General features: G+C 70.5%; 25 protein-coding genes and 1 pseudogene. 11 read left to right on the top strand and 15 right to left on the bottom strand.

Annotation, left to right across the window (positions count from 1 at the left end):
* Nucleotides 1-458: 458 nt before the first annotated feature.
* The 5 genes and pseudogenes from OOZ19_RS14200 to OOZ19_RS14180 form a co-directional block, all read right to left on the bottom strand.
* Nucleotides 459-1,184 carry a hypothetical protein gene (locus tag OOZ19_RS14200; protein ID WP_266090555.1) on the bottom strand — a complete coding sequence of 242 codons (726 nt, stop codon included), beginning with the start codon at nt 1,182-1,184 and terminating at the stop codon, nt 459-461.
* Nucleotides 1,181-2,131: an ABC transporter ATP-binding protein gene (locus OOZ19_RS14195; protein WP_266090554.1), complete on the bottom strand. Its 951-nt coding sequence runs from the start codon at nt 2,129-2,131 to the stop codon at nt 1,181-1,183. The genes OOZ19_RS14200 and OOZ19_RS14195 overlap by 4 nt, the downstream gene beginning before the upstream one ends.
* Nucleotides 2,132-2,308: 177 nt before the next feature.
* The gene (locus OOZ19_RS14190) at nt 2,309-3,109 is read right to left on the bottom strand and encodes an HAD family hydrolase (RefSeq protein ID WP_266090553.1); all 801 of its coding nucleotides are present in this window, start codon (nt 3,107-3,109) and stop codon (nt 2,309-2,311) included.
* 49 nt (nt 3,110-3,158) lie between these two features.
* A pseudogene (locus OOZ19_RS14185) lies at nt 3,159-3,251 on the bottom strand (DNA-binding response regulator); the annotation flags it as partial.
* 5 nt (nt 3,252-3,256) lie between these two features.
* A complete protein-coding gene (locus OOZ19_RS14180) occupies nt 3,257-3,658 on the bottom strand; it encodes a hypothetical protein (RefSeq protein ID WP_266090552.1) in 402 nt (133 codons plus the stop codon).
* Between the two features lie 203 nt (nt 3,659-3,861).
* Between OOZ19_RS14180 and OOZ19_RS14175 the strand changes: the two genes are divergently transcribed.
* Nucleotides 3,862-5,415, top strand: a complete 1,554-nt coding sequence (locus OOZ19_RS14175) for a dynamin family protein (protein WP_266090551.1) — start codon at nt 3,862-3,864, stop codon at nt 5,413-5,415.
* Nucleotides 5,416-5,554: 139 nt separating this feature from the next.
* Nucleotides 5,555-5,908, top strand: coding sequence for a nucleotide exchange factor GrpE (locus tag OOZ19_RS14170; protein ID WP_507028809.1), 354 nt, complete (start codon nt 5,555-5,557; stop codon nt 5,906-5,908).
* On the opposite strand, the gene OOZ19_RS14165 is transcribed toward OOZ19_RS14170, so the two are convergent.
* The gene (locus OOZ19_RS14165) at nt 5,865-6,059 is read right to left on the bottom strand and encodes a hypothetical protein (RefSeq protein WP_266090549.1); all 195 of its coding nucleotides are present in this window, start codon (nt 6,057-6,059) and stop codon (nt 5,865-5,867) included. The two genes, OOZ19_RS14170 and OOZ19_RS14165, sit on opposite strands and share 44 nt — an antisense overlap.
* Before the next feature lie 415 nt (nt 6,060-6,474).
* On the opposite strand from OOZ19_RS14165, the gene OOZ19_RS14160 reads away from it, so the two are divergent.
* Nucleotides 6,475-8,343 (top strand): dynamin family protein, encoded by a 1,869-nt coding sequence (locus OOZ19_RS14160; RefSeq protein ID WP_266090548.1) that lies wholly within the window; start codon nt 6,475-6,477, stop codon nt 8,341-8,343.
* A gap of 237 nt (nt 8,344-8,580) precedes the next feature.
* Here the strand turns inward: OOZ19_RS14160 and OOZ19_RS14155 are convergent, their stop codons facing one another.
* Nucleotides 8,581-9,522 carry a quinone oxidoreductase family protein gene (locus OOZ19_RS14155; protein ID WP_266090547.1) on the bottom strand — a complete coding sequence of 314 codons (942 nt, stop codon included), beginning with the start codon at nt 9,520-9,522 and terminating at the stop codon, nt 8,581-8,583.
* Nucleotides 9,523-9,653: 131 nt separating this feature from the next.
* Between OOZ19_RS14155 and OOZ19_RS14150 the strand changes: the two genes are divergently transcribed.
* The 6 genes from OOZ19_RS14150 to trhA all read left to right on the top strand — a co-directional run bounded on the left by OOZ19_RS14150 (nt 9,654) and on the right by trhA (nt 14,917).
* Nucleotides 9,654-10,370 carry a DUF6802 family protein gene (locus OOZ19_RS14150; protein ID WP_266090546.1) on the top strand — a complete coding sequence of 239 codons (717 nt, stop codon included), beginning with the start codon at nt 9,654-9,656 and terminating at the stop codon, nt 10,368-10,370.
* A gap of 417 nt (nt 10,371-10,787) precedes the next feature.
* Nucleotides 10,788-12,608, top strand: a complete 1,821-nt coding sequence (locus OOZ19_RS14145; RefSeq protein WP_266090545.1) for a phosphoenolpyruvate carboxykinase (GTP) — start codon at nt 10,788-10,790, stop codon at nt 12,606-12,608.
* A 61-nt stretch (nt 12,609-12,669) separates the two neighbouring features.
* Nucleotides 12,670-12,867 carry a site-specific integrase gene (locus tag OOZ19_RS14140; protein ID WP_266090544.1) on the top strand — a complete coding sequence of 66 codons (198 nt, stop codon included), beginning with the start codon at nt 12,670-12,672 and terminating at the stop codon, nt 12,865-12,867.
* 360 nt (nt 12,868-13,227) lie between these two features.
* Nucleotides 13,228-13,431 carry a cold-shock protein gene (locus OOZ19_RS14135; protein ID WP_266090543.1) on the top strand — a complete coding sequence of 68 codons (204 nt, stop codon included), beginning with the start codon at nt 13,228-13,230 and terminating at the stop codon, nt 13,429-13,431.
* Nucleotides 13,432-13,779: 348 nt separating this feature from the next.
* Nucleotides 13,780-14,148, top strand: a complete 369-nt coding sequence (locus OOZ19_RS14130; RefSeq protein WP_266090542.1) for an STAS domain-containing protein — start codon at nt 13,780-13,782, stop codon at nt 14,146-14,148.
* Between the two features lie 76 nt (nt 14,149-14,224).
* Nucleotides 14,225-14,917 (top strand): PAQR family membrane homeostasis protein TrhA, encoded by a 693-nt coding sequence (gene trhA, locus OOZ19_RS14125; RefSeq protein ID WP_266090541.1) that lies wholly within the window; start codon nt 14,225-14,227, stop codon nt 14,915-14,917.
* Nucleotides 14,918-14,979: 62 nt separating this feature from the next.
* Here trhA and OOZ19_RS14120 read toward each other — a convergent pair whose 3' ends face one another.
* Nucleotides 14,980-15,333, bottom strand: coding sequence for a helix-turn-helix domain-containing protein (locus tag OOZ19_RS14120; RefSeq protein WP_266090540.1), 354 nt, complete (start codon nt 15,331-15,333; stop codon nt 14,980-14,982).
* Nucleotides 15,334-16,006: 673 nt separating this feature from the next.
* Here OOZ19_RS14120 and OOZ19_RS14115 point away from each other — a divergent pair.
* Nucleotides 16,007-16,180 carry a hypothetical protein gene (locus tag OOZ19_RS14115; protein ID WP_266090539.1) on the top strand — a complete coding sequence of 58 codons (174 nt, stop codon included), beginning with the start codon at nt 16,007-16,009 and terminating at the stop codon, nt 16,178-16,180.
* A gap of 114 nt (nt 16,181-16,294) precedes the next feature.
* Here the strand turns inward: OOZ19_RS14115 and OOZ19_RS14110 are convergent, their stop codons facing one another.
* Genes OOZ19_RS14110 through OOZ19_RS14100 form a run of 3 tightly spaced genes read right to left on the bottom strand, consistent with a single transcriptional unit; the run spans nt 16,295 to nt 19,334 of the window.
* Nucleotides 16,295-17,113, bottom strand: a complete 819-nt coding sequence (locus OOZ19_RS14110; protein ID WP_266090538.1) for a carbohydrate ABC transporter permease — start codon at nt 17,111-17,113, stop codon at nt 16,295-16,297.
* Entirely contained in the window at nt 17,110-18,015 is a 906-nt protein-coding gene (locus OOZ19_RS14105) for a carbohydrate ABC transporter permease (protein WP_266090537.1), read from the bottom strand. Before OOZ19_RS14105 ends, OOZ19_RS14110 begins: the two co-directional genes overlap by 4 nt.
* A complete protein-coding gene (locus OOZ19_RS14100; RefSeq protein ID WP_266090536.1) occupies nt 18,015-19,334 on the bottom strand; it encodes an extracellular solute-binding protein in 1,320 nt (439 codons plus the stop codon). Before OOZ19_RS14100 ends, OOZ19_RS14105 begins: the two co-directional genes overlap by 1 nt.
* Nucleotides 19,335-19,524: 190 nt before the next feature.
* Here OOZ19_RS14100 and OOZ19_RS14095 point away from each other — a divergent pair, with 190 nt between their 5' ends.
* A complete protein-coding gene (locus tag OOZ19_RS14095; RefSeq protein ID WP_266090535.1) occupies nt 19,525-20,739 on the top strand; it encodes an ROK family transcriptional regulator in 1,215 nt (404 codons plus the stop codon).
* Nucleotides 20,740-20,896: 157 nt separating this feature from the next.
* Here the strand turns inward: OOZ19_RS14095 and OOZ19_RS14090 are convergent, their stop codons facing one another.
* The 4 genes from OOZ19_RS14090 to OOZ19_RS14075 all read right to left on the bottom strand — a co-directional run bounded on the left by OOZ19_RS14090 (nt 20,897) and on the right by OOZ19_RS14075 (nt 26,394).
* Nucleotides 20,897-21,784, bottom strand: a complete 888-nt coding sequence (locus OOZ19_RS14090; protein ID WP_266090534.1) for an SGNH/GDSL hydrolase family protein — start codon at nt 21,782-21,784, stop codon at nt 20,897-20,899.
* Between the two features lie 459 nt (nt 21,785-22,243).
* The gene (locus tag OOZ19_RS14085) at nt 22,244-24,520 is read right to left on the bottom strand and encodes a bactofilin family protein (protein WP_266090533.1); all 2,277 of its coding nucleotides are present in this window, start codon (nt 24,518-24,520) and stop codon (nt 22,244-22,246) included.
* A 274-nt stretch (nt 24,521-24,794) separates the two neighbouring features.
* The gene (locus OOZ19_RS14080; protein ID WP_323055137.1) at nt 24,795-25,553 is read right to left on the bottom strand and encodes an amino acid ABC transporter ATP-binding protein; all 759 of its coding nucleotides are present in this window, start codon (nt 25,551-25,553) and stop codon (nt 24,795-24,797) included.
* A gap of 52 nt (nt 25,554-25,605) precedes the next feature.
* On the bottom strand, nt 25,606-26,394 hold the full coding sequence (locus OOZ19_RS14075; RefSeq protein ID WP_266090570.1) for an amino acid ABC transporter permease: 789 nt from the start codon (nt 26,392-26,394) through the stop codon (nt 25,606-25,608).
* Nucleotides 26,395-26,522: the final 128 nt, after the last annotated feature.

Below are 26,522 nucleotides of genomic sequence, written 5' to 3'. Positions count from 1 at the left end.
TCGTGGCGGAGCCACTCGGGAAAAAGATCCCGCAGCGAGGAAGCCGCTGAGGTTCCGCCACCCGACCACCAAAGCAAAAAGAGCCGTAAAAACCATCAAGAAAGCACAGGGCCCGGGCCATCCCCCGAATGACAGCCCGGGCCCTCCCCCGTCCCGACCGCCGGCGCCCCCGAGCGCTAATGCAGTCGGTCGATTCTGTTGTGCCGTCCGGTCGCCGCGCTCACTGGCGCGGTGACCGTGCCGGAGGTGTCGAGCCAGGCTCGGCACCTTGGTCTCGGATCCGCCGCGACCTGTCCACTGTGTCCGGCGGGTGGCCGATAGGTTCGGCCTGCGCGGAATCCGGGTGGAACTGTGATCACGGCTCGATCTTGCCGAGATCCTATCTGTCGGCGTGATCAGCCTCTCCAGCGGGATGGGTAACGGCGCGACGGTTCACGGCCGTCACCCTCCGTGCAAGATCAGGCGTCTCGGCGGTGCACCACGACGGCCGCGACGGCGAGCACCGCGAACGCGACGGCGGCGAAGTAGGCCAGCGATCCCCACGGCCCCAGCGGCGGGCTGCCGCCAATGAGGTCGGATTGCAGGAAGCGGGATCCGACCGCGAACGGCATCCACTGCTGCAGGTCCGGGCCGATGTTCGGCACCAGCGCGATGAGCTGCTCCACCAGCAGCGACCAGATGATCAGCAGGGTCACCGCGCCCGCGGTCTGGCGTAGCAGCGCGCCGACGCCGACGGCGAGCACGGCGGCCAGCGCGAACAGCGGTCCGATGCCGACGAGCTGCCGCCACTCGCCCGCGGTGTCGATGGCGAGTTCCGGTCCGGGCGCGAGGAGCTGGGCCACGCCCCAGGATCCGAACGCGGCGATCTCGCCGAGGACCAGCGCGAGTGCGGCGACGACGCCGGCTTTCGCCAGCAGCACCGCCGTCCGGTTGGGCGCCGCCTGGAAGGTGGCTCGGATGGTGCCGAAGCGGTATTCGGTGGTGACGGCCAGCGCAGCGAGCACCAGCACGACCATCAGCCCGAACTGGTAGCCGGACAGCGCCTGGTCCAGCGACATGCCGCCGTCGACGGCCCAGCCCATCATCGCGGCGAAGCCGATGGTGAGCGCGAGCGCGGTGGCCGAGCACCACCAGGGTGAGCGGGTGGAGAACAGCTTGATGCGTTCCACGGCGAGCAGCGTCATCGGGCGTCCTCCCCGGCGGTGGCGAGCACGCCGCCGAAATCGGTCTGGTACTCCACGGCTTGGCTGGTGAGCTGCATGAACGCTTCTTCCAGCGAACCCTGCTGCGGGGCGAGTTCGTGCAGCACGAGCTGGTGCGCGGCGGCGAGCTCACCGACCTGGTCGGTGTCGGCGCCGGTGACGACGATGGTGTCCGGCTTGGCCGCGTCGGGTGGGAGGACGGTGCGCCCGTCGGCGACGAGCAGTTCGCGCAGCCGGGTGGCGTGCGGGGAGCGGACCTTCAGCGATCCGGTGCCCGCGCCCGCCACGAACTCCTCGGTGCTGCACTGGGCGATCAGTTCGCCCTTGCCGACGACGACGAGGTGTTCGGCGGTCAACGCCATTTCGGACAGCAGGTGGCTGGAGACGAACACGGTGCGGCCTTCGTCGGCGAGCTGCCGCATGAACCGGCGGATCCAGTGGATGCCTTCCGGGTCGAGGCCGTTGACGGGTTCGTCGAACAGCAGGATCTTCGGATCGCCGAGCAGCGCGGCGGCGATGCCGAGGCGCTGCGACATGCCCAGCGAGAAGCCGCCCGCGCGGCGCTTGGCGACGGCGGTGAGACCGACCATCTCGAGCACTTCGTCGACGCGGCTCACCGGGATGCGGTTGGACCGCGCGAGCCAGCGCAGGTGCGCGTGCGCGGAGCGGTTCGGGTGCACCCACTTGGCGTCGATCAACGCTCCGACGGTGCGCAGCGGTTCGGTGAGCTCGCCGTAGTCCTCGCCGTCGACGCGAACGGTTCCGGCGGTGGGCCGGTCCAAGCCGAGGATCATGCGCATCGTGGTGGACTTGCCCGCCCCGTTGGGCCCGAGGAAGCCGGTCACGGTGCCGGGCTGGACGGTGAACGACAGGTCGTTGACCGCGACCGTCGATCCGTAACGTTTGGTGAGGCCGACAGCCTCGATCATGGTGTCTCCCGTGTGCGGCGGGCCCTCGGCGTGGTCCGAGCGACGAGGTGAACTCTGCCGCACTGATCAGGCCGAACACCTCAGCCTTCCGGCCATCCCGCATCGCCGATCGGCCAAGTTCGCGCGGGCTCGGCTCGTTCCCGCGACCGAGGCGCCGCACGCTCGGTGATCACCGCATCACGGGAACCAGCGGGCGAGGGCGGGAACCACGCCGTCCTCGGCGACCGGCCCCGTCACCTCGGCGGCGGCCGTGCGCACTTCGGCCGGGGCCTGGCCCATGGCGACGCCGTGCGCCGCCCAGCGCAGCATCTGCACGTCGTTGGTGCCGTCGCCCGCGGCGAAGGTGTCCTCGGCGGCCACGCCGAGTTCGGTGCGCAGCTTCTCCAGCGCGGAGCCCTTGGTCACCCCGGCGGGCACCAGAGTCACCCACGGTTCGTAGTGGTCGATGGTCACGGTGCAGCCGGGCAGGTCCACCCCCGCGAGGGCGGCGGTGACTTCCTGGGGTTCGTGGCCTTCCCAGTTCGCGATGAGCCGCGGCACCGGCGCCGCGAACAGCTCGTCCAGGTCGGCGAGCCGCTGCGGCCCGTGCAGCTGGTATTCGCGGAACGGGCTGGTGACGAGGCTGCCGGTGCCGATCTGCTCGGCGGCGTAGCTCGCTCCGGGAAGCAGCGCGGTGAGCCGCGCGTGCACCGGCGCGGGGTCGAAGGTCTCGACGGCGAGGGCGTCCCCGGTGGCGGCGTCGAGGGTGACCGCGCCGTTCGAGCACAGCGCGACACCGCTGGTCAGCCCGAGCTCGTCGAGCACCGGCAGCGTGCCGAGCATGCTGCGCCCGGTGGCGATCACCACGTGCGCGCCGGCCGCCGCGACCCGGCGAACCGCCGCGCGCACCGGCGCCGAGATGGTCTGCGGGTCGGGGTCGAGCAGCGTTCCGTCCACGTCGAGCGCGACGAGCCTGGGTTTCCATCCGGGAGCTGGCACGCCGCCCAGGCTAACCGCCCACCAGCACGAACGTCCCGCCCCGACACCCTCACCGGACACCGGGGCGGACCAGCCCGGTCTCGTAGGCGACGATCACGGCCTGCGCCCGGTCCCGGACGCCCAGCTTGGCCAGCACCCGGCCGGAGATCAGCCGGTGCGGGGGCGGGGTTCGGCGTCGAAGTGGTCGCTGGTCCGGGCGGCGATCTCCTCTTGCAGGGCCTTTTCGCGCTGCTTGGAGCGCAGCCGGGCGAGGATCCAGATCGTGGTGCCGTGCGCCGCGGCCAGCACCAGCAGCAGCACGCCGGTCCGGGTGAGCACGGCGTAGAACGGGTCGTCACCGCCGAGCCGGACCGTCGACAGCAAGGTGACCACGCCGAGCGTCGTCAGGTGGAACAGCACGGTGACCAGTTGGTTCACCGAGTCCGCGACCTTCCCGTCCGGGTAGGCGGCCTCCAGGTAGGTCGTGCCGCTGCGGCGCAGCAGCCAACCGTCGACGAAGACGAGCACGATGCCGATGACCAGGAATGCGAGGGTGTGTCCGGTTCCCACGGGAATCACCAATTCCGTCGTCGAGTGCGCTGTGCGCGAGTCCGTGCACTCACCGAATTCCCGCTCTGATCGTCCGCCAAACGATGTTGCCCGGCTGATCCGCGGCGAAGCGTCCGGGGAACGACCGCCCACGCAGATCATCGGAAGACCCGCCGCGCATGGCACGATGGCCGCGATCACAGCACCGGGTTGAGGAGGCAGGGGTGACGTCGCCGGTCGAGCAGCACTGGGCGGGTCCGCTGTCGTCGTCGGTCGCCCGGCTGTGCACCGGGTTGCGCGCCCAGGTCTCCGAGCCGACGGCGGCCGGTTTCGACGAGGTGCTGCGCCGGCTGTCGGCACCGCTGCAGGTGGCGGTGGCGGGCCGCATCAAATCCGGCAAGTCCACCCTGGTGAACGCGCTGATCGGCAGGCGGGTCGCGCCGACCGACGTCGGCGAGTGCACCCGGCTGGTGACCCGGTTCCAGTACGGCACGGTCGATCGCGTCGAAGTGGTCTTCCACGACGGGACCAAGCAGGCCGTTCCGTTCGACGCCGACGGCGGCATACCCGGTGAGCTGGGCGTGGAGCTGGAACGGGTGTCGCACCTGGAGGCGTACCTGACCAACGCCGTGCTCCGGGACCTCACGGTGATCGACACCCCCGGACTCGGATCGCTCGACGCAGCTTCGGTGGCGCGGACCGAGCAGCTGCTCGGCGCCCGCGAGGCGACCGGCGACGACCTCGACCCGGTGTCGCACGGCGCGGTCGCCGGGGCGGAGGCGGTGGTCTACGTGGTGACGCAGGCGGTGCGGGCCGACGACCAGCACGCCTTGGACGCGTTCACCGCGGCCACCGCGAGCCGCGAGGCGGGGCCGGTGAACGCGATCGCGGTGCTGAACAAGGCCGACACCGTCGAACCGGATTCGGTCCCGGGTTCCGACGGCGACGTGTGGCGGGCCGCCGCCGCGCTGGCCGGGGAGCAGGCAGCGCTGCTCGGGCCGCGGGTGGCGGAGGTGCTCCCGGTGATCGGGCTGCTGGCGGAGACCGCGGAGACCGGTGGTTTCACGTCCGCGGACGCCGACGTGCTGCGGGCGTTGACGGAGCTCGACGAGCCGACGCGCCAGACGATGCTGATGTCGGCGGACCTGTTCACGAGCTGGGACTGCGAGATCCCCGAGCGGGACCGGTCGCGGTTGCTGGAGCGGCTGGACCTGTACGGGGTGCGGCGGGCGCTGGCGGAGCTCGACGCCGATCCGGCGATCACGGCGGGCGCGTTGCGGCGGGCGCTGCTGGACTGCTCCGGGTTGGCCGGAGTGCTGAGCAGGCTGGACGAGGTGTTCCGGGCTCGCGCCGACGGGATCAAGGCCGCCGCCGCGCTGGCCTCGGTGACGGCTCTGGCGCACGCGTCCGGTGATGCGGGCGAGCGGCAGCGGGTGCACGACGCGATCGAAGTGCTGCTGACCCGGCCGGAGGCGCACCAGCTGCGGTTGCTGGAGGCGTTGACGCTGGTCGCCTCGGGTTCGGTGGTGCTGCCGGACGATCTCGTGGAGGAGGTGCTGCGGATCGGGGGCAGCACCGACCCGGGTGCGCGGCTGGGGCTGCCCGGGCGACCGCAGCACGAACTCGTCGAGTACGCGATGGAGCGGGCCGGGTGGTGGCGCTCGTACGCCTCGTTCGGTGCGACCCCGGCGCAGAGCCGCATCGCGTTCGTGGTGCACCGGGCGTACTTCTTGATCTGGCAGCAACTTCAGCCCGGACAGGTCCGGGTACCCGGCTGAGCTTCAGCCACCGGCGAGCGGAGGGGACGCGGCGGTGCGGGACTGGCTTCGACGACGATCTTCACCCGATCGTGGAACCGAGCGGGAGTCCCCGCCGTCGGATCCGAGCGCGGACGAACCCGCGGAGCCGGACGCCGAGTTGGGGGCTGACATGACCGCCGTGCACATCGACCCGCTCGACCAGGCACGTTCCGAACGCGCCACGCTGATCAAGTTGTGCCTGTACGCGCTGGACCGGGCCCGCAGCAACGGCGTCGTCGAGCGGCTCGCCGAAGGGCTCGGCGGCATCGGCGTGGCGCTGCTGCGCCCGGACGGGCAGCCGTTCGACCCGGCGCGGCACGAAGCCGGCGGCACGGTGCCCACCGATGATCCCGCCATGGACGGGATCATCGCCGAGACCGAGGTGCTCGGGTTCGCCGACCGCGACCAGGTGCTGCGGGCGCCGATCGTCACCGTGTACCAGCTGCGCTCGGGAACATCCGGAACGAGCTGAACGACTGCCGCAGCGACGCCCGGTTCCGCTCGGGACGCGGGGCGGGTTCGCGCGGTTCGGCGAAGTCGGGCAGGACCGAGCTGAGCGACATCAGGAGCAGAACGGTGAACGCGAGGATCAGGCCGAGTGCCGTGCCGATGGTGGTGAGCATGGTGTGCCTCCTTGCCGGTGACTTCGCCGCTGTTCCACGGCTGACATCAGAATCGCCGGTCAGCGGGGCTTCGCGGATCAGCCGACAGGCTCGATGGTCCTACTACCTCCGGTCAGTGCCCTGCGACGTCGCACCTGGCCGATCGGCCGAGGAGCACGACCGGCGGGGTGAGCTGCTCCGCGCGGCTGCGGCGAACGGGACGACCGCGCCGCACGATCAGGTGTCCGTCGACCGGCTCCGCGCCACCGCGGGTGCGGCAACCGGGGCATGAGCTCGTCGGGTCGGGTGGACCGGGCGCGGAACGGGCCGCAGGCGGGGAAGGGGCGGGTACATTCACGCCCGCGCCGGATCCCATCGGTTCCAGCGGTGAGACCCGCGCCCGTGCGGCATCCGACCCAGTGACAGGAGCGTGCGCATGACTTCGGCCGGCCCGGCGACCGGGGTGCCCGTGGCGGCCACCGCCTTGCCCCAGCAGGTCAAGCAGACCAGGGACAGGCTGTTTGCGCTGTTGCGGGAGGCCGCACCTTCCTCGGCGGACTGGGTGGACGAGGTGCGGCTCTCCCGGCCGCGGGTGCCGAGCGTGGTGGTGGTCGGCGAGACGAACCGGGGCAAGAGCTCGCTGGTGAACGCCCTGATCGACAGCCCCGGACTGTCCCCTGTGGACGCTTCGGTGGCGACGTCGACGTACCTGGAGTTCCGCCACGGCGGGCAGTGGCGCGGACTCGCCTGCTACCCGGCCGACGCGGAACCGGTCGAGTTCGCCGTCGACGCGCTGCCGTCCTGGGCCTCCGCGCGCGGAGTGCTGCCCGCGGACGCCTTACCTCCCCGGCACCTGCGCATCGAGGCGCCGCTGGACGCGCTCGCCGAACTGACCATCGTGGACACTCCCGGCGTGGGCGGGCTGGACTCCATCCACGGCGAACTCGCCGCCGAAGCCGCCTCCGCCGCCACCGCGCTGCTGTTCGTCGCCGACGCCTCCGCCCCCTTCACCCGCGGCGAGCTGGACTTCCTGCACGGCGCGGCGGACCGGGTCGAGACCGTGGTGTTCGCCCTCGCCAAGACCGACCAGCACCGGGGCTGGCGGCAGGTGCTGGAGGAGAACCGCAGGCTGCTGGCCGAACACGCGCCGCGGTTCGCGGACGTGCCGATCCACCCGGTCTCGGCGCGGATGCTGGAACTCGCGGCGCAGGCGCCGAACGAGCAGGCCGCCACGATGCTGCGGGAGCGCTCCGGGATGACCGAGCTGCGCTCCGCGCTGGAACAGCTCGTCGGCGGCCGGGCCGCGATGCTCGGCGAGGCCAACACGATGCGCGCCCTGTCCACCGTGCTCGGTGAGCTCGCGGTGCGGCTCGCCGCGGAGCAGCGGGCGCTGACCGTGGGCGAGGCCGAAGCCGAATCGCTGCGCGCCCGCCGCGACGAGCTCGCCGCCTCCCGGCGCTCCTCCACCCGCGGCTGGCAGCTCAAGCTGCGCGGCGAGATCCAGCGCACCCGCGTCGAGGTCAGCCACGAGGTGACCCGGCAGATGCGGGAGGTGCAGAGCTGGTTCCGCCGCGCCATCGACACCGCCGAGCACGGCGCGCTCACCGCCCTGCCGCACCAGGTCGACACCGCGTTGCAGATGGTGTCCTCGCGGGTGTCGTCACTGCTGTCGGCCCGGCTGGCGAAGGTGGCGGAGGTGTCGCTGGCGGAGCTGTTCTCCGCCGAGGAGCTCGACGTGATCCGCTCCCAGTTCGCCCGCGGCGCCCAGTCGCCCATCGCGCTGCGGCCACCGGACAAGCGCGCGCCGACGGCCGAGGACAAGCTGCTGGTGTTCATGGGCATCTCCGGCGGCCTCGGGGTGGGCCGGGCGGCGGCGATGCCGCTGGCCGGGATCGGCGTGGGCGTGCTGAACCCGGTGGTGCTGCCGGTGACGATCGTGCTCGGTCTCGGCGCGGGCTGGTGGATGGCGCGCACCCGCAAGCACGCCGCCGACAAGCAGCACCTCAAGCAGTGGCTCACCGAGGCCATCGCCGACGCGCGATCCGCGCTGGACCAGCTGGTGTCCGAGCAGCTCATCGAGGCCGAGCAGCAGCTGTCGCTGGCGCTGGACGACGCGCTCGGCAGGCGCATCGAGTCGATCGAGGCGGAACTGCGGGAGGTCGACAAGGCGCTGAAGATGGACGCCGCCGAGCGCAGCCGCCGGTTGCACACCGCGGAGCAGCGCTTGGCGGAAGCCACCTCCGGCCGAGACCGCGCCGAGCACCTCCTCGGCGCCATCCGCGGCCTCCGCGACCGAGCCGAGTAGGCCCGTTCGGAGTTCTTCGCGCAGTGGGTCAGGTAGCGGGAACCTGAGCGGTTCCCCCGCTGCGGGATCGATGTCGGCCGGTGGCTCCGCCACGGGCGAGATCGCCGTCCTCGCGAGGGAACCCCTGAGCACCCGCCGGTGGTCGCCCCGCTCCCGTGGTCATCGCTCAACGGCTTCGCCGCTGGCAGGACGAGGAGCACGAGGAGCTTCCGGCGGGCCTCCTCAGCAGGGCTCGGATCAGGGCAGCAGGATCAGCTTCCCGCCGGGGTGGCCGTCGATGGAGAGCCGGTGGGCTTCGGCGGCTTCGGCCAGCGGGAAGGTGCGGGCGAGGGGGACTTCGAGCTTCCCCTCGGCCGCGAGCGGCAACAGCCGCTCCCACGCCGCGCTCCGGATCTCCGCACCCGGATCGGCACCCGGCCCGCCGCCGACCAGCTTGATCCCGTCGGCCGCGCGCTGGAACGCGGCGGCGCTGACCACCCGGTCCGGCGGCACGAACGCCAGCGACACGTCGATCGCCTCGTCGGTGCCCGAGGTGTCGATCACCCCGGAGATCCCCTCGGGCGCCGCCTCCCGCACCCGGTCGACCAGCCCGTCGCCGTAGCGCACCGGCGTGATCCCGTAACCGCGCAGCGCTTCGGCGCGCGCCTGGCCCGCGGTGCCGACGACCCGCGCGCCGGAGGCCACCGCCAGCTGGGCGGCGAGGACGCCGACCGAACCGGACGCCCCGTGGATCAGCAGCGTGGTGCCCTCGACGTCGCCGAGCAGCGTCAGCAGGTGCACGGCGGTCTCACCGGCGAGCAGCAGGCCGGCCGCGGTCTCCCAGGACAGCCCGGCCGGTTTCGGCACCGCGTGGGCCGCGCGCACCGTCACCGAGCTCGCGTACGCGCCGGGAGCCGGTTGCACCACCACCTCGTCACCCACCGAGATCGGGCCCGCCTTGCCGGTGGCGCCCTCGCCGACGGCGGTGACCACCCCGGCGAGTTCGTTGCCCACCGGCAGCGGCAGCTTGTCCGGGTCCGAGCCGAACGCACCGCTGTAGAGCTTGTGGTCGATCGGGTTCACCCCGATCGCGCGAACGTCGACGGTGATCCGGCCCGCGGCGGGCTCGGGCACCTCGGTGTCGACGACGGACAGCACTTCCGGGCCACCGAACGCGGTGGCGACGACCTGTTCAGCCATGTCCGTGCGAACGCCCGGAGGCACCGGGCTGATTCCCGGATTCACCCGAGTCGGTACCGGGGGGAACCGGGCGGCTCTACGCTGCGTCGTAACGCTGAGCCGCTGGCAAGGGCCGGAAGTGGGGTCGACACATGTACATCGAGGAGACCGGCGCGGGCGACGGCGACATCAAGGTCACCGTCGAAGGCGCGGAGTACACCGCCGAGGCGAACTACGACCTCGACGGCGACGGCGTGGACGACACGGTCACGATCATGACCGACGACGGCTTCGTCGCGTACGTCGACGAGGACGCCGACGGCCGCGCCGACATCATGCAGACGGTCGACGCCGAAGGCGCCGTCGTCGGCCAGGCCCGCTACGACGCGGCCAGCGGCGACTGGATCGCCGAGCAGCCGCAGCAGCACCCCGGCGACGACGACCCGCACGGGCACGGCGGCGCGTCGATGGTGATCGACGCCCCCGGCGGCGAGCAGCAGGTCGGCCCCGCCACCGAGGACACCGACAACGACGGCCGCGCGGACACCGCCGTGGTCACCACCGAGACGGGAACGATGCTGGTCACCGACGTGGACGGCGACGGCTCGGCGGACCAGCTGGTGGAGATCGGCAACACCGGCGAGGTCACCATCACCCACCACACCGGCGCCGGTCAGTGGACGGTCGTCGAGCAGGGGCGCCTCGACCAGCAGGGGCAGTACACCCCGGCTCCGCACCCGGTCGCGGGCGCGACCGACGACGCGACCTGGACGTTCGACGCCCCGGAGCCGCCGCAGCAGGAGCCGCGTCCGCTAGGCGCTCAGGCCCCGCAGGACGTGTGCTCCGATTCGGACGCCGCCTGGAGCTGATCTCCCGCCCGAATTCGCCCGTTCCGGTGCGTTTCGGGCGCCTCCGCGTGCTCCGCGAACCCCTTCCGGTGACCCTCATCGGAAGGGGAGTGGCCATTCGATGGACGCCGACGCGTCACCTCTCGTTCGCGGCACTGTCCGCTTCGCCGGAAATCCTTGGTCATCCAGGCTCAAGAGCGGCCGAATTTTCGTCTAGACCTCTGCACCGGCTCGGCACTGAATCGATCCCCTTATCGTTCCTGTGAGAGAACCGACACAGCTGATCTCCATGGCGAGCGCCCGGCACCGTTAGCCTCGGTGCATCCCTTTCCATTCCGCCCGTTCTGCGGGTGGGGCGGAGCATTCTCTGAACACGCCGACGGCACCGCCGTCGGACAGGATTCCGGGCTGTGGCGCCCAGTCAGGAGACGCGAAGCGATGACCGCCTTGACCATCCCCGGTCTCGACCAGGCACCGACCCGGCACGCACGCCTGCTGTCGTGGGTGCGCGAGGTCGCCGAGCTGACCACCCCCGACCGGGTCGTGTGGTGTGACGGCTCCCAGCAGGAATGGACACGGCTGACCGACGAACTGGTCGAAGCGGGCACCTTCACCCGGCTGGAGAAGAAGCCGAACTCGTTCTGGGCGGCTTCCGACCCGACCGACGTCGCGCGCGTCGAGGAGCGGACCTTCATCTGCTCCCAGGAGCGCAAGGACGCGGGCGTGACGAACAACTGGAAACAGCCCGACGAGATGAAAGCGATCATGACCGAGCTCTACCGGGGCTCGATGCGCGGTCGCACCATGTACGTCATCCCGTTCTGCATGGGCCCGCTGGAGGCCGAGCAGCCGAAGCTGGGCGTCGAGATCACCGACAGCGCCTACGTGGTCACCTCGATGCACATCATGACCCGGATGGGGTCCAAGGTCCTGGACAAGCTCGGCGAGGACGGCGAGTTCGTACCGGCGCTGCACTCCGTGGGCGCCCCGCTGGAGCCGGGTCAGCAGGACGTCCCGTGGCCCTGCAACGACACGAAGTACATCACCCACTTCCCCGAGGAGCGGATGATCTGGAGCTTCGGCTCCGGCTACGGCGGCAACGCGCTGCTGGGCAAGAAGTGCTACTCGCTGCGCATCGCCTCCGCCATGGGCCGCGACGAGGGCTGGCTCGCCGAGCACATGCTGATCCTGAAGCTCACCTCGCCGGAGAACAAGGTCCACTACGTGGCCGCCGCGTTCCCGTCGTCGTGCGGCAAGACGAACCTGGCGATGCTGCAGCCGACCATCCCGGGCTGGAAGGCCGAGACCCTCGGCGACGACATCGCCTGGATGCGCTTCGGCGAGGACGGCCGGCTGTACGCGGTGAACCCGGAGGCCGGTTTCTTCGGCGTCGCCCCCGGCACCGACGAGAACACCAACCCGAACGCGATGCGCACCATCGAGCAGGGCAACACGCTGTTCACCAACGTGGCCCTCACCGATGACAAGGACATCTGGTGGGAGGGCATGGGCGACGCGCCCGCGCACCTGACCGACTGGAAGCAGCGGGACTGGACGCCGGACTCCGACGAGAAGGCCGCGCACCCGAACTCGCGCTACTGCACGCCGATGTCGCAGTGCCCGATCCTGGCCGACGAGTGGGACGACCCGCAGGGCGTGCCGATCTCGGCGATCCTGTTCGGCGGGCGCCGCAAGACGACGGTTCCGCTGGTCAACGAGTCGTTCGACTGGCAGCACGGCGTCTTCATGGGCACCACGATGTCCTCGGAGACCACCGCCGCCGCCACCGGCCAGGTCGGCGTGGTGCGCCGCGACCCGATGGCGATGCTGCCGTTCATCGGCTACAACGTCGGCGACTACTTCCAGCACTGGGTGAACATGGGCAAGTCGGCGGACGCGTCGAAGCTGCCCCGGATCTTCTACGTGAACTGGTTCCGCCGCGACGAGTCCGGCAAGAAGATCGTGTGGCCGGGCTTCGGGGAGAACTCCCGCGTGCTCAAGTGGGTCGTCGAGCGGATCGAGGGCACCGCCGCCGCCGAGGACACCCCCATCGGCCGGGTTCCCTCCGCCGACCAGATCGACCTGTCCGGGCTGGACACCTCCCGCGAGGACGTCGACATCGCGCTGAACGTGGACGTCGACGAGTGGAAGGCCGAGATCCCGCTGATCGAGGAGTGGTTCGCCACCATCGGTGACGACCTGCCCAGCTCCATCCGGGACGAGTTCGACGCGCTCAAGCAGCGCCTCGGCGCCGCCTGACGCGCCACCGCGCTTGAGAAGGGCCGCCCGCGGAACTCCCGCGGGCGGCCCTTCTGCTCGCGTGACGACCGAGTGGGATCTGCACGAGTTCCGCCACTCGGCGTTGACCCACCTCGGCGAGCAGGGCGCGTCGTCGCTGTTGTTGATGGCGAAGTCGAGGCATGAGAAGCCGGAGAACGTCCGCCGCTACTGCAAGCCCTCCGACCAGGCGATCGCCGAGGTCGCCAGCCTGCTCACGCCTGGCGATGCGGGCCGGTGAGGTCGTGGAGTGATCGGACATCTCGACACGGCGCGTGGTGCGCGGTCCAAGCCACGATGCGCCTGCCCGCGGCAGAGTCGTGCGCTGGCGCTTCGCGGCCCTCGGCGCCACCTGCTCTCGTCGCAGAGCCGGGCGCCAAGTGAGCGCACAGGTGCGCCCCGGGTGTTGACGGCACGCGGGGTGTGTAGAGTGATTGGTGGTCGTTGTATTTCTGGATTCGTGTTTTCGCATGCTCGCAGGATGTTGATGCGGGCGAGCTTCTTTGGTTGCAGCTGGAGTTAGCCGCCGTCTGAGATCCCCGGCCCGGGCCTCCGCACGGTGTGGTGGCCCGTCATACACCAGCTCCCGAAGGAGACTGACATGCCCAACGGAACCGTGAAGTGGTTCAACTCGGAAAAGGGCTTCGGCTTCATCGCCCCCAACGAGGGCGGCCCGGACGTGTTCGTCCACTACTCGGCCATCGACGCCGGCGGCTTCCGCAGCCTGGACGAGAACCAGCAGGTCACCTACGACGTCAGCCAGGGCCCCAAGGGCCCGCAGGCCGACTCCGTGCGCTTGGTCTGAGACTCCACTGAGTTTTCTTCCCGGCCCGCACCTCGTGTGCGGGCCGGGGACTCGGTTTCACCCGGCACAGCTCCCGCACCCACTACTCGCGGTGCGGTTGAGACGGGCCGAACCGATCTAGTCCCGCAGCACGCTCGCCGCCGTGACGGCGCTGCCCACTACTGGGCGCGCAAAGACGCGGCCGGCCGCAGCCTGCTGCAGCACCAGTCTTCTTACTTCTGGTTGAGCCGAGCGCGTTCGCGCGGGCCGGTTCCCGGACCCGAGTCTTGTTTCTGCCTGCGGGCCTGCAGCGGCGACTTCTCTGTGTTGCGCCAGGCGGCAGGATCCTTCGACGTGTATTGGAGCCCGATGCGGGCCAACTACAGCCTGATCACGACCCTGACCACCGTGTTCACAGTGGAGGGTGACCTCGCCGGCGACGGTGTCGCCCTGCTGGCCGAGCGGCTCTGGCCGCATGTGCTGACCGGACCACCGGAAACACTCGTGGACCTGGCCCAGGCCAGCACCATCGATGCCGCCGGGCTCGATCTCCTGGTCGCCGCACACGCCTACGCGGCGCATCGCCGCATCCCGCTGCGCATCGTCAACGCGGCACCTCGCGTGCTTCGCGTACTGCAAACTGCCGGAGTGCGCCCGCTCCCGACCCGCGTCGAGTTCGCCATCACCACGGCCACGACACCTGCGTCTCGGCAGCACGCCGCGGTGGGGATGGCGTGATGCGGCACTCCCGTCACGTCGCGCGGACGTGAACAGCACCGACCGTGCACAGCAGGAACATTCGTATCCTGGTGGCATGAGCGAAGTTCTGACGACGCGTCGCGCCCATGCTTCGGTCAAACCGCGGATGCGGGGGTGGATTCACCTGGCCAGCGTGATCGGGTTCGCCGCCTCCGGCACGGTGCTGATCACTCTGGCCGCCGCGACCGGCCCGCCGACCACCGCCTTGGCTGTGGCGCTCTACATGGCCGGGGTGCTCGGCCTGTTCGGTGTCAGCGCCGTCTATCACCTCATCACGTGGCGCTCCGAGCGCGCCCGCACGTGGATGCGGCGGTTGGATCACTCGATGATCTTCCTGCTGATCGCGGGCACCTACACCCCGATCAGCCTGCTGGCCTTGCCCGCTGGCATCGCGCGCATCGTGCTGGGCGTGGTCTGGGCCGGAGCGCTGGGCGGCATGCTGCTCAAACTCGCCTGGCCCCACGCACCCCGCTGGGTCGGTGTCCCGCTCTACATCGCCCTCGGCTGGGTCGCGGTGTTCGTCCTCGGCGACCTGCTGCGGACCGCCGGCGTCGCCGGGTTGGTGCTGCTGCTTGCCGGTGGCGTCCTCTACACCCTCGGCGCCCTCAGCTACGCCACCCGGTGGCCCGACCCGTGGCCGAGCACGTTCGGCTACCACGAGGTCTTCCACACCGCCGTCACCGCAGCGGCGATCTGCCACCACATCACCGTCTGGCTCCTCCTGCCCCTCACGCCCGCCACCTCGTGACGCGGCGAGCAGACCACCGGCGCTCCCACCTGGCAGCGCGCGTGTAAATCGGCGGGCGGAGTTCAGCCCGTCGCGAGCTCCGAACCGTCCTGGGCGCCGCGACCACGGTCGCCACTGTGTTGGCGGGCTTCCTGGAGTTGGTCTTCGAGGGTGACGATGCGGCAGGCGGCCTCAAGGCCGGTGCCCTGGTCGACGAGTTCCCGGACGCGGGCGGCCAGGCGCAGCTGAAAGCGGGAGTAGCGGCGGTGCCCGCCGGAGGAGCGCTGCGGCTCGATCAGGTGCGCTTCGTCGAGGCTGCGTAGGAACGCCGGGGTGGTGTCGAGCATCTCGGCGGCGCGGCCCATGGTGTAGGCGGGGTAGTGCTCGTCATCGAACTTCTCATCCGCGGTCTGCGGGTCGTGGGTTTCTGGGGTCATCGGCGCCTCCGCATCAAGAGGGGCCCCGGTGCGTGTGGCACCGGGGCCCCAGGGTTGTGGGTTTCACTTCCATCAGCCGATCGTGAGATCAGCTCTTGTGTGTCCGCATGCTCCGCACTGGAGGCGAAGTTCGCGGGGATCGCGTTCGCGTAACCGAAGACCACCTTCCAATCCGATGGGACTGCGGTACCCGCCCGGCGACAACTCAGCCGGAGGCAGGCGATCCGATGGTGTGCAACCCTTCCCTTCTCCTCTGTTTTCTGCCTTGCTTGTCCTCACGCGACAGTCGGCACCGGGCCTTCGTGCCTGCTCCCGGTCGTGGCTTACCGACTGTCCTTGGTCACCTGCCGGGGCCCGTCTCTTGCTCGGCCCCCGCAGCCCTGACCGTCCTGCTCCTGCTCACGGGCAGTTCGTCATCTCCCGTGCCACTTGACGTTCTCTCTCTTGCGACGAGCAGAAGACTACACACACTCACCGGGGAATGTCTACACCGACGATCATAGATTTCATCGTTCAGGTGACGAAGGTTCGCTCACCTGCGGGTTTTCGACGGGAGGCGGGCACTCGTGCGCGTTCCGGCGATTCCCGGCGAGAAATTCGGCGACGGAACGGAACCGACCGGGCACGCTGGGCGTCTTACGGAAGAACGGATCACAAGGAGAGGAGGTGTGCCATGGCAGGTGCGGCGCTGCTTGTGCTGGCGGTGTTCGCGATCGTGGCGGTTCTGCTCGCACCGGACCGGCCCGACGACGACGAACCGAGCGTGCAGATCCCCGCCCCTCGCGCGGAAGATCAGACCAACCCGGTCGATCTCCCGAACGCGGCGAACGAAAAGGAAAACGCCTGATGAACGACGCTCCGGGAAGCCTGGGGGCAGCGGGAGGACGAGCGGCGAGCGGAAGTCATTCCCTCGCCGCTCGTTCCATTCCGCACCCGCACTCCGCCATGTGATCGACCCGGATCATTTGATCGCACCGGTGAGCGTGAAAGCGCCGCCGAGCGACCGCGACACCATCAGGTACAGCGCGATCACCGGTGCCGTGTAGAGGATCGAATAGGCCGCCAGCTGCCCGTAGGCGATCAGGCCGCCCTGGCCGAAGAACGCGAACACCCCCACCGAGGCCGGTTGTTTCGCCGGATCCAGCAGCAGCACGAACGGCACGAAGAAGTTGCCCCAGGCGTTGATGAACGTGAAGATCCCGACCACGCTCACCCCGGGCACGATCAGCGGCAGCACCACCGAGCGCAGCGCTTGCAGCGCCGAGGCGCCGTCCACCCAGGCCGCCTCCTCCAGGCTGATCGGCACGCCGTCCATGAAGTTCTTCGTCATCCAGATCGCCACCGGCAGCGAGGTCGCGGCCAGGAACAACATCGTGCCGAGCATCGAATCGACCAGGTCGAGCCGCACGAACATGCTGTAGACCGGCACCATCACGGCCGTGATGGGCAGGCCGGTCGCGAACAGCACGGTGTAGAGGAACGGCCGCCGGAACCGGAGCCGGTAGCGCGACAGCGGGTAGGCGCACAGCACCGCGGCCACCACCGACACCACCGCCGCACCGCCGGAGAGCAGCAGTCCGTTCCACAGTGGACGGAGGCTGGTCTCCCAGCTGAGCACCTGCTCGAAGTTGTTTAGCGTGAACCGGCTCGGCACCGCCGCGGCCAGCGGCGCCTCCGCGTCGAACGCCGCCGTCAGCAACCACAGCAGCGGCGCCGCGAACAGCAGCGCGATCACGCCCAGCAGCGCGCCGACCAGGCGCGACGACGCCCGGCGGCTCATACCTCCTCCCGCAGGGTCCGGGCGTAGACCACGGCGAACAACGCGCCGACCGCCAGCAGCACCAGCGAGATCGTGGCGCCGTAACCGATCTCGTCCAGCTCGAACGCCTCGTCGTACATCAGCAGCGGCAGGGTCTGCGTCGCATCGCCCGGCCCGCCCGCGGTGAGCACGTAGATCAAGGTGAACACCCCCAGCGTCTGCAAGGTCACCAGCATCAGGTTCGTGAGCACCGAACGCCGGATGATCGGCAGCGTGACGTGCCAGAAACGGCGCAGCGCGCCCGCGCCGTCGACCTCGGCCGCCTCCGCCAGCTCCGTGGGCACTTCGGACAGCGCCGCCTGGTACACCAGCATCGAGAAGGCGGTGCCGCGCCACACGTTCCCCAAGATCACCGCCAGCAGCGGGGCGCTGTAGAGCCAGTCCTGCTCGTTCAGGCCCACCGCGCCGAGCAGCGCGTTCAGCGTGCCCTCCGGGTTGAGGAACGCGTAGAGCGCGAACGCCGCCACCAGCTCCGGCAGCACCCACGCGGACACCACCGCGATGCCGACGGTGTTGCGCAGCAGGCGGTTGCGGTGCCGGGTGAGCACCGCGATCAGCAGCCCGAGCCCGTTCTGCCCGATCACCGCCGAACCGACCGTGAACACCACCGTGACCCACGCCGAACGCCACAGCGCCGGGTCGGCGAACAGGCGGCGGAAGTTCTCCAGCCCCACGAACTCCGGGTCCGTCGCCGCCGAGCCGGTCAGCGCCGCGTTGGTGAACGAGACGTAGCCGCTCCACAGGATCGGGCCCGCCACGAACAGACCGAGCAGCAGCACCGCGGGCGCCATCGGCAGCAACCATCGCGACACCGCCGCGCCGCGCCTGCGCGCCTCCGGCCGGAGCGCGGCGGCGGTCGTCATCAGCCGCCCCGGGTGTTGGCCGGTTCGACGATGCGCCGCACCTGCTCCGCCCACCGCTCGGACACCTCCGCCGGGTCGGCGCCGCCGACCACGTCCAGCACGGACTGCTGGATCTCCTCGGAGACCTTCGGGTACTCCGGCAACGTGGGCCGGTAGTGCGTGTTCTCCAGCAGTCCCAACCAGAACCCGGCCAGCGGGTTCGCGGCGGCGATCCGCGGATCGGCCGCCGAGTCCTCCCGCGAAGGCAGATTCCCCGAGGACAGCGCGTATTCGGTGATGTTGTCCCGGTTCAGCGCCATCTTGACGAACTCGAACGCGTCGTCCTGCTTCGTGCCCGACGCGCTCATCGCCAGCGTCCACCCGCCGGACATCGACACGGTGCCCGCGCCGTCCCGCGACGGCATCGGGGCCGCCGACATCGTCGAGGACCAGTCCTGCCAGCCCGACGCCTCCCACTGCCCCGCGGCGAAACTGCCGTCGAGCCGCATCGCGACCTTGCCCTGCCTGGTGAGGTCGTCGCGCAGCTTCTTGTCGTACTGGGCGTCGGCGATCTGCGCCTTGCTCTGCGTGAGTCCTTCTTCGACCGCGGTGGACACGAATTCCAGCGCCTCGGTGAAGCCGCGGTTCGGCGCGATCCACTTGCCGTCGTGCAGGGTTCCCGTTTCGGTGCCGTAGAGCAGCATCTCGACGGTCTGCATGCTCACCGCCTCGCCCTCCGCCTTGCCCAGCGGCAGGTCCAGGCCGATCACGTCCGGGAACCGCTGCTCGACCTGGCGCGCGGCGTCGAGCACCGCGTCCCAGTCGCGCGGCTTCCAATCGGCGGGCAGCCCGGCGCGGGTGAACAGGTCGCGGTTGAACCAGATCCCGCGGGTGTCGGTGTCCAGCGGCACCCCGTAGGTGCGGCCGTCGGTGGCGAGCCCGGCCTGCTTCGTGGTGTCGATGAACCGGTCCCAGTCCGGCCAGTCCGCCAGCCGCTCGTCCAGCGGCGCGAGGTAACCGGCCGCCACGTCGGAGTTGATGGTGAAGCTGTCCTCGTAGAGCACGTCCGGCGCGGTCGACGGGGATCGCATCCGCAGCTGCAGCTTCGACAGGTACTCGCCTTCGGGCGCCACCACCGGGTCGAGCGCGACCCGCTTGCCCGGGTGGGCCTGCTCGTACTGCTGCTTCACCCGCTGCATCAAGATGTCGACGTAGGTCGAATTGCCGTAGCGGTGATAAGTCACGTTGATCGTGTTCGGATCATCGGCCACCCCGCCGCCGCAGCCCGTCACGGCCAGCAGCGCGGCGGTCAGGACCACGGGTAATCGCCAGCGACGCATCGATCCTCCCGGTGAGGAACTCGTCTCGGAACCCTCGCGGCCGACCCGGCGAGGCCGGCCGATCTTCGATGAGCTGCGCGATCCCCTGACCCACTCGGCGCTTGCGCCCGCTGTGAGATCAGGATCACACTGCACCGTAATTCCATTCGATGAAGCAAGTCAACGACACGAGCGCCTCGGGAGCCCCCGCATGAAGCAGGAGTTCTGGCAGGGCACCAACCTCCCCAGGGTGGGTGGGTTCAACCGCGCCGTCGTGCTCGACGCGATCCGCGCGAACGGCGGCGTCAGCCGCGTCGAACTGGCCCGCAGGACCGGGCTCACCGCGCAGACCATGTCGAACATCGTGCGGGCGCTGATGGCCGACGGCCTCGTCACCGAGGACGGGCACGCGCCCTCCACCGGCGGGAAGCGCCGGGTGATGCTGCGCGTCGTCCCGGACGCCTACCAGTCGGTGGGGCTGCACCTGGACCCGGAGCGCATCACCGGCGTGCTGCTGGACCTCGACGGGCGAGTGCGGTTGCGCAGCACCCGGCGGGTCGCCGAGGGCGCCTCGCCGGAAGCCGTCGTCGGCGCGCTCACCCGCACCGTCCACCACCTGGTGCGGCGCTCCGAAGCGGGCGACGGGCGGGTGCTCGGCGTCGGCCTGGCCGTGCCGGGTCCGCTGGACGACACCCACCGCCGGGTGTTCAGCCCGCCGAACCTGCCCGGCTGGGCGGAGGTTCCGCTCGCCGACATGGTGCAGGAGCGGGCCGGACTGCCAGTGGTGATGGACAACGACGCGACGGCCGCCGCCATCGGGGAGCGCTGGGCGGGCGGGGTGGAGCGCACGGGCTCGTTCGTCTACGTCTACCTCGGATCCGGGGTGGGCGTCGGCGTGGTGCTCGGCGATCAGGTGTACCGGGGGATCAGCAACAACGCGGGCGAGATCGGGCACCTGCCCACCGGCACCGGCAAGGAGTGCGCCTGCGGCAAGCGGGGCTGCCTGGAGGCGTACTGCTCGATGCGGGCCGTCGTCGGAGACTGGGCCGCCGCGGGCGGGGACGGCGCGGGCGCGGCGGTGTCCGACGTGTACCAGCGGATCTGCCGGGACGCCGCCCAAGGCGACACCGGTGCGGCGCGGCTGCTGCGGCAGGCGGCGAGCAGGCTCGGGCAGACGCTGGCGACGGTCGTCAGCGTGCTCGACGTGGACCGCGTGGTGCTCGGCGGTCCGGCGCTGCGGCACGCGGGCGAGATCATCCGGGAGCGGGTGCGCAAGGTGCTGCACGCCCAGGTGTGGGCGGCGGGGGTGCGTCCCGTCGAGGTGCACTCGGCGTTGATCGGCGAGGACGCCGGGGCGGTGGGGGCGGCTTCGCTGGTGCTGGACCACGCCTACTCGCCGCGGCTGGCGAACCTGCTCGGCGGCTGAGCGGAGTCGGGCGGAACTCCCGAAATATCCCCGCGCCGGGCCGTCGGTGCGACGCGAGCGGGTCCGTTCGCCACCACGGGGGCGAACGGACCGCTCACTCCTGACACCGCCCTGGGCACCGGGGCGGGTCAGGTGCCCTCGACGCCGCGGCGCGGGATCAGGCCGCGTCGTCGGCGGGTGTCCGCGCCGCCTGCTCGCGCACGGATTCGGCGACGGCCCGGCCGAAGGCCGCCATGCCGCGAGCGTTGGGGTGCAGCGGCGCGGCCACCGAGGTCGGCAGCACGCCTTCGAGGTACTTGTCCTGCGGTGCGGCGCACACGTCGTGGCCCTCGCTGATCGCGCCGATGTCGACGAACTCGGCGCCGTGCGCGGTCGCGCGGTCCCGCAGCAGGTCGCTGAGCTCGTCCACGCTGGACTGGATGTAGTCCGCGTCGCGCGCCCAGATCGGTTCCTTCGGGTAGCAGCCACCGGGGCGGATGTAGGTTCCGTAGCCCGCCACCACGACCTCCGCGTTCGGTGCCCGGTCGGCGATGCCGGCGAGCGCCGCGTCGAGATCGCCCTCGATGGCGGCGATCCTGCTCGACAACTCGTCGCGGCCGTCCCCGGTGAACTCGTCGGCGCAGGACTTGCCGAACGGTTCGGGGAAGGCGTTCAGGCAGCTCACCGCCGCGCCCACCAGGTCGACGTCGTTGCCGCCGATGGTGACGGTGACCAGGTCGGTGGCGGCGCTGAGCGCGTCGAACTGCGGTGGCAGGAAACCGTGCTGGCGACCGGTGAAGTCCGTGATCTCCGCGCCGGAGCAGGTCGCGTCGGTGAGCCGGGCGCCGAGCGCTTCGGCTGCGACGCGCGGGTAGTTCCGCGTCGAGCGCAGGCAGGCGAGGTTCGGGTCCGGCCCGGGGATCAGCGGCCCGGCCGCGGCGGAGTCGCCGAGCGCGACGTAGTCCAGCGGCTCCGCGGCGTCCGCGACCACCGGCGACAAGCCGCACGCGGCGGCCACCGCGCACGCCACGCCCCACCGCAGCACCGGCCGCCGACGATCGTCCACAAAGGATTCACCGGGAGCCGGGGGCCGGCGGCGACCAGGACGAGCAGAGCGGATCTCCACGGTGACCTCCGAAAATCGCGATCAGGCCACCTTGATTTAGCACACCCGGCGGAATTCTCCCTCCGCCAACCGCGCACCATTCCCCACGATCAACACTTCGAGTGACGACCGTTCAGAGCAATCACTCCCCACCCACCAACAGCCGAGCGAAGCGAAGTCGCCCTCACGCCCGAAGGCCGTGCCTTGGGCGGCGAAGCCGTGCCTGCTTTGCGGCCGAAGGCCGTGCCTGGATGCGCGCCAGCGCATAGCCCACGTCGAAAAGCCGCTCACCCGCAGGTTCTCAGCGTCCTTCTCGCGAGGACAGCTTTTCCCTCGTGGCGGAGCCACCAGGGAAAAAGATCCCGCAGCGAGAAGGACGCTGAGGTTCCGCCACCCGGACACCAAAGCCAAACGACCGGCTCACCGCTCCTCACGACGAAGAGCACGAGTGATGCCTGCCGCGACCGTGGTGGCCAAGACCCAGCCCACCGCGATGAGCACCACGGTGATCCACTGGGAATGCCCGTCGGCCCGCCACATCACGTCGTGGCCGAGGTTGATGATCGGCACCAGCTGGTCCACCGTGTACAGGAACGGGTTCCAGACCGGGTGGTCCTCCTCGTTGATGGGCTGCAGCTCGTGCGAGGCGAACCACGCGGAGCCGCCCGCGGCGAACGCCAGCAACCACAGCAACGCCCGCAGCGGCCGGTACCCGTAGGCCACGGTGCTGCGCTGCAGCAGGCTCCACAGCCGCACCGGCGGGCGCAGCAGCAGCGGTGACGCCCCGGCCAACGCCTGGTACCGGCGGCGCTGCTTCTCGATCAGCACCGTCACGGCGTGCTCTTCGTTGCCGCTGTTGCGGAACACGGTCGCGAGCTGGTCGTACGGGCCCGGCTGGTAGCGCCCGGAGGTGGTGCGCAGCCACGCGAGCCGTTCCCGCACCCGAGCCGCGTCGGTGGGCTCGATGGGGCGGCTGAGGTTGTAGTAGGTGAAGTCCTCCACGTCGACGCCGCCCGCGGCGTCCCAGGTCTTCGCGTTGTCCGCCAGCAGTTCGCACTGCGCCTGCCGCAGCACGACCCGCCCCAGCGGCGGTTCCGCGGGCAGCAGCGTCAATTCCTGGGCCACCAGCCCGAACGCGTTGAACGCGTTCGCGGAGCTGCCGTCGCCGAGCAGGCATCCCCAGAAGTTGGCCGCCCGGCCGATGACCGCGCGCCGCAGCTGCACTTCGCCCTCCGCGCGGAACGGACGGATCCCCTCGGCGCACACCAGGTCCCGCCCGATGCTCGCCGCCCGCAGGTCCAGGGAGGACTTGTAGGCGCTGCGGTGCCGGTGCCACGCGGGCTTGAGCAGCTGCGCGGAGCGCAGGTCCACGTTGGCGCCGATGTCCGCGCCCTGCAGCTGCAACGTGCCGGAGATGTCGGCCTCGCGGCAGTCGAAGTTGCTGCCGACCTGGATCCGGTTGGCCTGCAACGTGTCCGTGCGCGGCCCGATCAGGCGCGCCTTGGTGAGCTGGAAGCTGCCGTGCACGTTCACGTCGACCATGCGCATCTGCCCGTGCAGCACCGTGTTCGCGGCTTCGAGGTTGCCGAGGATCTCGGTGCCGTCGAGGTGCACGGCGCGCATCGGCTTCTCCACGGAGGCCGACGGCGAGCGCGACCAGCTCAGGTCGATCTGCGCGCCCGCCATCCGCAGGTCGCCGCCGATCTTGCTGCTGACCAGGCGGATCGTGCCGCCGCTGCGGAAACCCTGGTCGAGCTGCACGTCGCCGCGCACTTCACCGCGGTCGAGCAGCAGCGTGCTGATCGGGTCGTCGTGCTGGGACTCACCGCGCTTCGGCGGGCTCACGCCCGGTTCCAGCACCGCGTCGCGCAACCGCAGGTCGCCTTCGATGTGCGCGCTCGGCAGGTACAGCAGCCCGGCGACGGTGAACGGGCTGCCGCTGATCGGGTCGACGTCGCCGCGGAGGCTGCCGCCGATCTGGATCCCGTTGGCGTTGAGCGCCGTTCGGCCCCGGTTGCGCAGCGCGCCACCGGAGAAGTTGAGGTTGCCGCCGATCTTCACGCCCGGGATCCGCACCTCGCCGGAGACCTTCAGCCGCAGGCCCAGCATCGCCCCGGCGATCTCCAGGCGGTCCGCGTAGATCGCGCGCCCACCGGGGTTGCGCAGCTCGGAATCGTTGAGCAGCAGCGAACCGCCCAGCTGGGCGTCGGCGAGGTCCACGATGCCGCCGACGCTCGTGCAGTTGCGCAGCACGGTGTCGTGGCTGGTGCGCAGGTTCCGCCCGTTGAGGCCAGGGAAGCGGCAGTTCCACAGCACCAGCCCGGCGAGCGTGGCCTGGCGCAGGTCGGGCCGCATGTCGAAGCGGCAGCGCACGAATTCGAGCAGGTACGGCAGTTCCGCGGCCCGCAGGTCCAGCCTGCCGGTGATCACCGCGTCCTCGATGCGCACCACGGGCTGCTGCCCGCCGCGGCGCCAGAACGCGCGCCAGCCCTGCTCGTCGGGTGATTCGACGAGCTTCCGCGTCAGGTACTCGCCGCGGATCTCGCGGTCCGGGTCGAACATGTCGGCATGCACGTCGAGCGGGACGACCGGCCCTTCCGGGCGGCGTCCCCACGCTCTGCCCTGGCCGAGCAGATCGTCGAGTCGCTGCTCGGCGGCGGTCGGCGCCCCGATGTTGTCCCACGGCCTGTTCGGCACGATCCTGCCCCCGACATCGATCCGGCGAACTCCACGCAGCGTAGTAGATCAACTACCACCGACAGCTCAGACGCGTGAACTCAGCTTGGGGTTGCGACAGGCTCACGTGACACCGCCGGGGGAGCGCACTCGAATGCGCGCGGCGCGGCGCGGAACCACCGAACGTCCGAACTGGACTACTCCAGCGGAGTCCCCGCCGAGCGATTCGCGGGACGCGACCGGACTCCCGGCTACGCACCGCATCCGGCGCGCGGGGAGCCCCGATGCGCGCGGATCAGTCCTTCGGGGCGGCGTGCGTGGGATCCAGGACCCGGGACAGGAAGGTCCGGGTGCGCTCCTCCGCGGGATTCCCGATCACCTCGGCGGGCGGGCCCTGCTCGACGACGACGCCGCCGTCCATGAACAGCACGCGGTCGGCGACCTCCCGCGCGAACTGCATCTCGTGCGTGACCACGAGCATCGTCATGCCTTCGTCGGCCAGCCCGCGCATCACGCCGAGCACGTCGCCGACCAGCTCCGGGTCCAATGCGGACGTCGGCTCGTCGAACAGCATCACGTTCGGGTTCATCGACAGCGCCCGCGCGATCGCGACCCGCTGCTGCTGGCCGCCGGAGAGCTGCGCGGGCATCGAACCCGCCTTCTCCGCGAGGCCCACCCGGTCCAGGTTCTCCTGCGCGACGCGGTCGGCTTCGGCGCGGTCGCGGCGCAGCACCTTGCGCTGCGCCACGGTCAGGTTCTCCAGCACCGTCAGGTGCGAGAACAGGTTGAACCCCTGGAACACCATGCCGATGTGCCTGCGCGCGGCGTCCAGATCGGTGTCCGGGTCGGTCACCTCGACGCCGTCCACCGCGATGCGGCCCTTCGTGGGCTGCTCCAGCAGGTTCACGCAGCGCAGCAAAGTGGACTTGCCGGAACCTGACGGGCCGATCACGCACACCACTTCGCCGCGCTGCACGGTCAGGCCGATGCCGCGCAGCACCTCCAGCGAGCCGAACGACTTGTCCAGCCCGGAAATCTCGATCATCGCGCTCATCCGGCGTTCCTCACTGCGTCCGTCGTGGGTTTCGAGTGCTTCGCGCGCCTGCTCACTGGCCGCGGCGGCCTCCGCCATAGCGGCGCTCCAGCCGGCTCGACAACCTCGACAACGGGATCGTGATGATCAGGTAGCAGAGCCCGGCGAGCAGGATCGGCGTCAGCGACTGGTACTGGATCAGCGCGCCGCGACCGAACTTCGACAACTCGTACTGCTGGGCCGACAGACCCAGCAGGTAGATCAGCGAGGAGTCCTTGGTGAGCAGGATCAGCTCGTTCGTCAGCGGCGGCAGGATGATCCGGAACGCCTGCGGCATCACGACCGTGACCATGGTGCGCGTCGAGGACATGCCCAGCGACCGGGCCGCTTCCACCTGCCCCTTCGGCACGGCCTGCACGCCGGCGCGGATCGTCTCGGCCATGTAGGCCGCGCCGACCAGGCCCAGGCTCAGCATCACCGTGGAGTAGATGTCGAAGACCAGCTGGAACGCGATCGGCACGCCATAACCGAGCGCGATGAACACCAGCAGCGCGGGCACGCCGCGGAAGAACTCGATGTAGATCGTGGCGATCCACCGGTACGGCGCCACCGAGGACAGCCGCATCAGTGCGAGCACCACGCCCAGCACCAAGCCGAAGGCGAACCCGAGTGCGGTGTAGACGATGGTGTTGAGCAGCGCCGAGGTGATGATGCCGGGGAACTGCGCGACGGCGACGTCGACGTTGAAGAACGCTTTCGCGATCTTGGGCCAGTCCGCGAACAGCGCCGCGCACAAGACCACCGCCACGAGGACCGCGTACTGCACGCCGCGGATCACGCGGGTGCGCTGCCGCTTGCTCATCCGCGGCTTCGCGGGCGTTGCGGTGTCCGTTGTCGCCATTCCTCAACTCTCCCCGGCCAGGTGCTGCCGATGTCCTCAGAGCTTCGCAGTTGGTCACGCCACGGCGCAGGAATTCCACCGTGATCGAT

The sequence above is a fragment of the Saccharopolyspora sp. NFXS83 genome, from assembly GCF_026241095.1.
In the GTDB taxonomy this organism is placed as follows: Bacteria; Actinomycetota; Actinomycetes; order Mycobacteriales; family Pseudonocardiaceae; genus Saccharopolyspora_C.
This window is presented reverse-complemented; position numbering and strand designations above follow the sequence as displayed.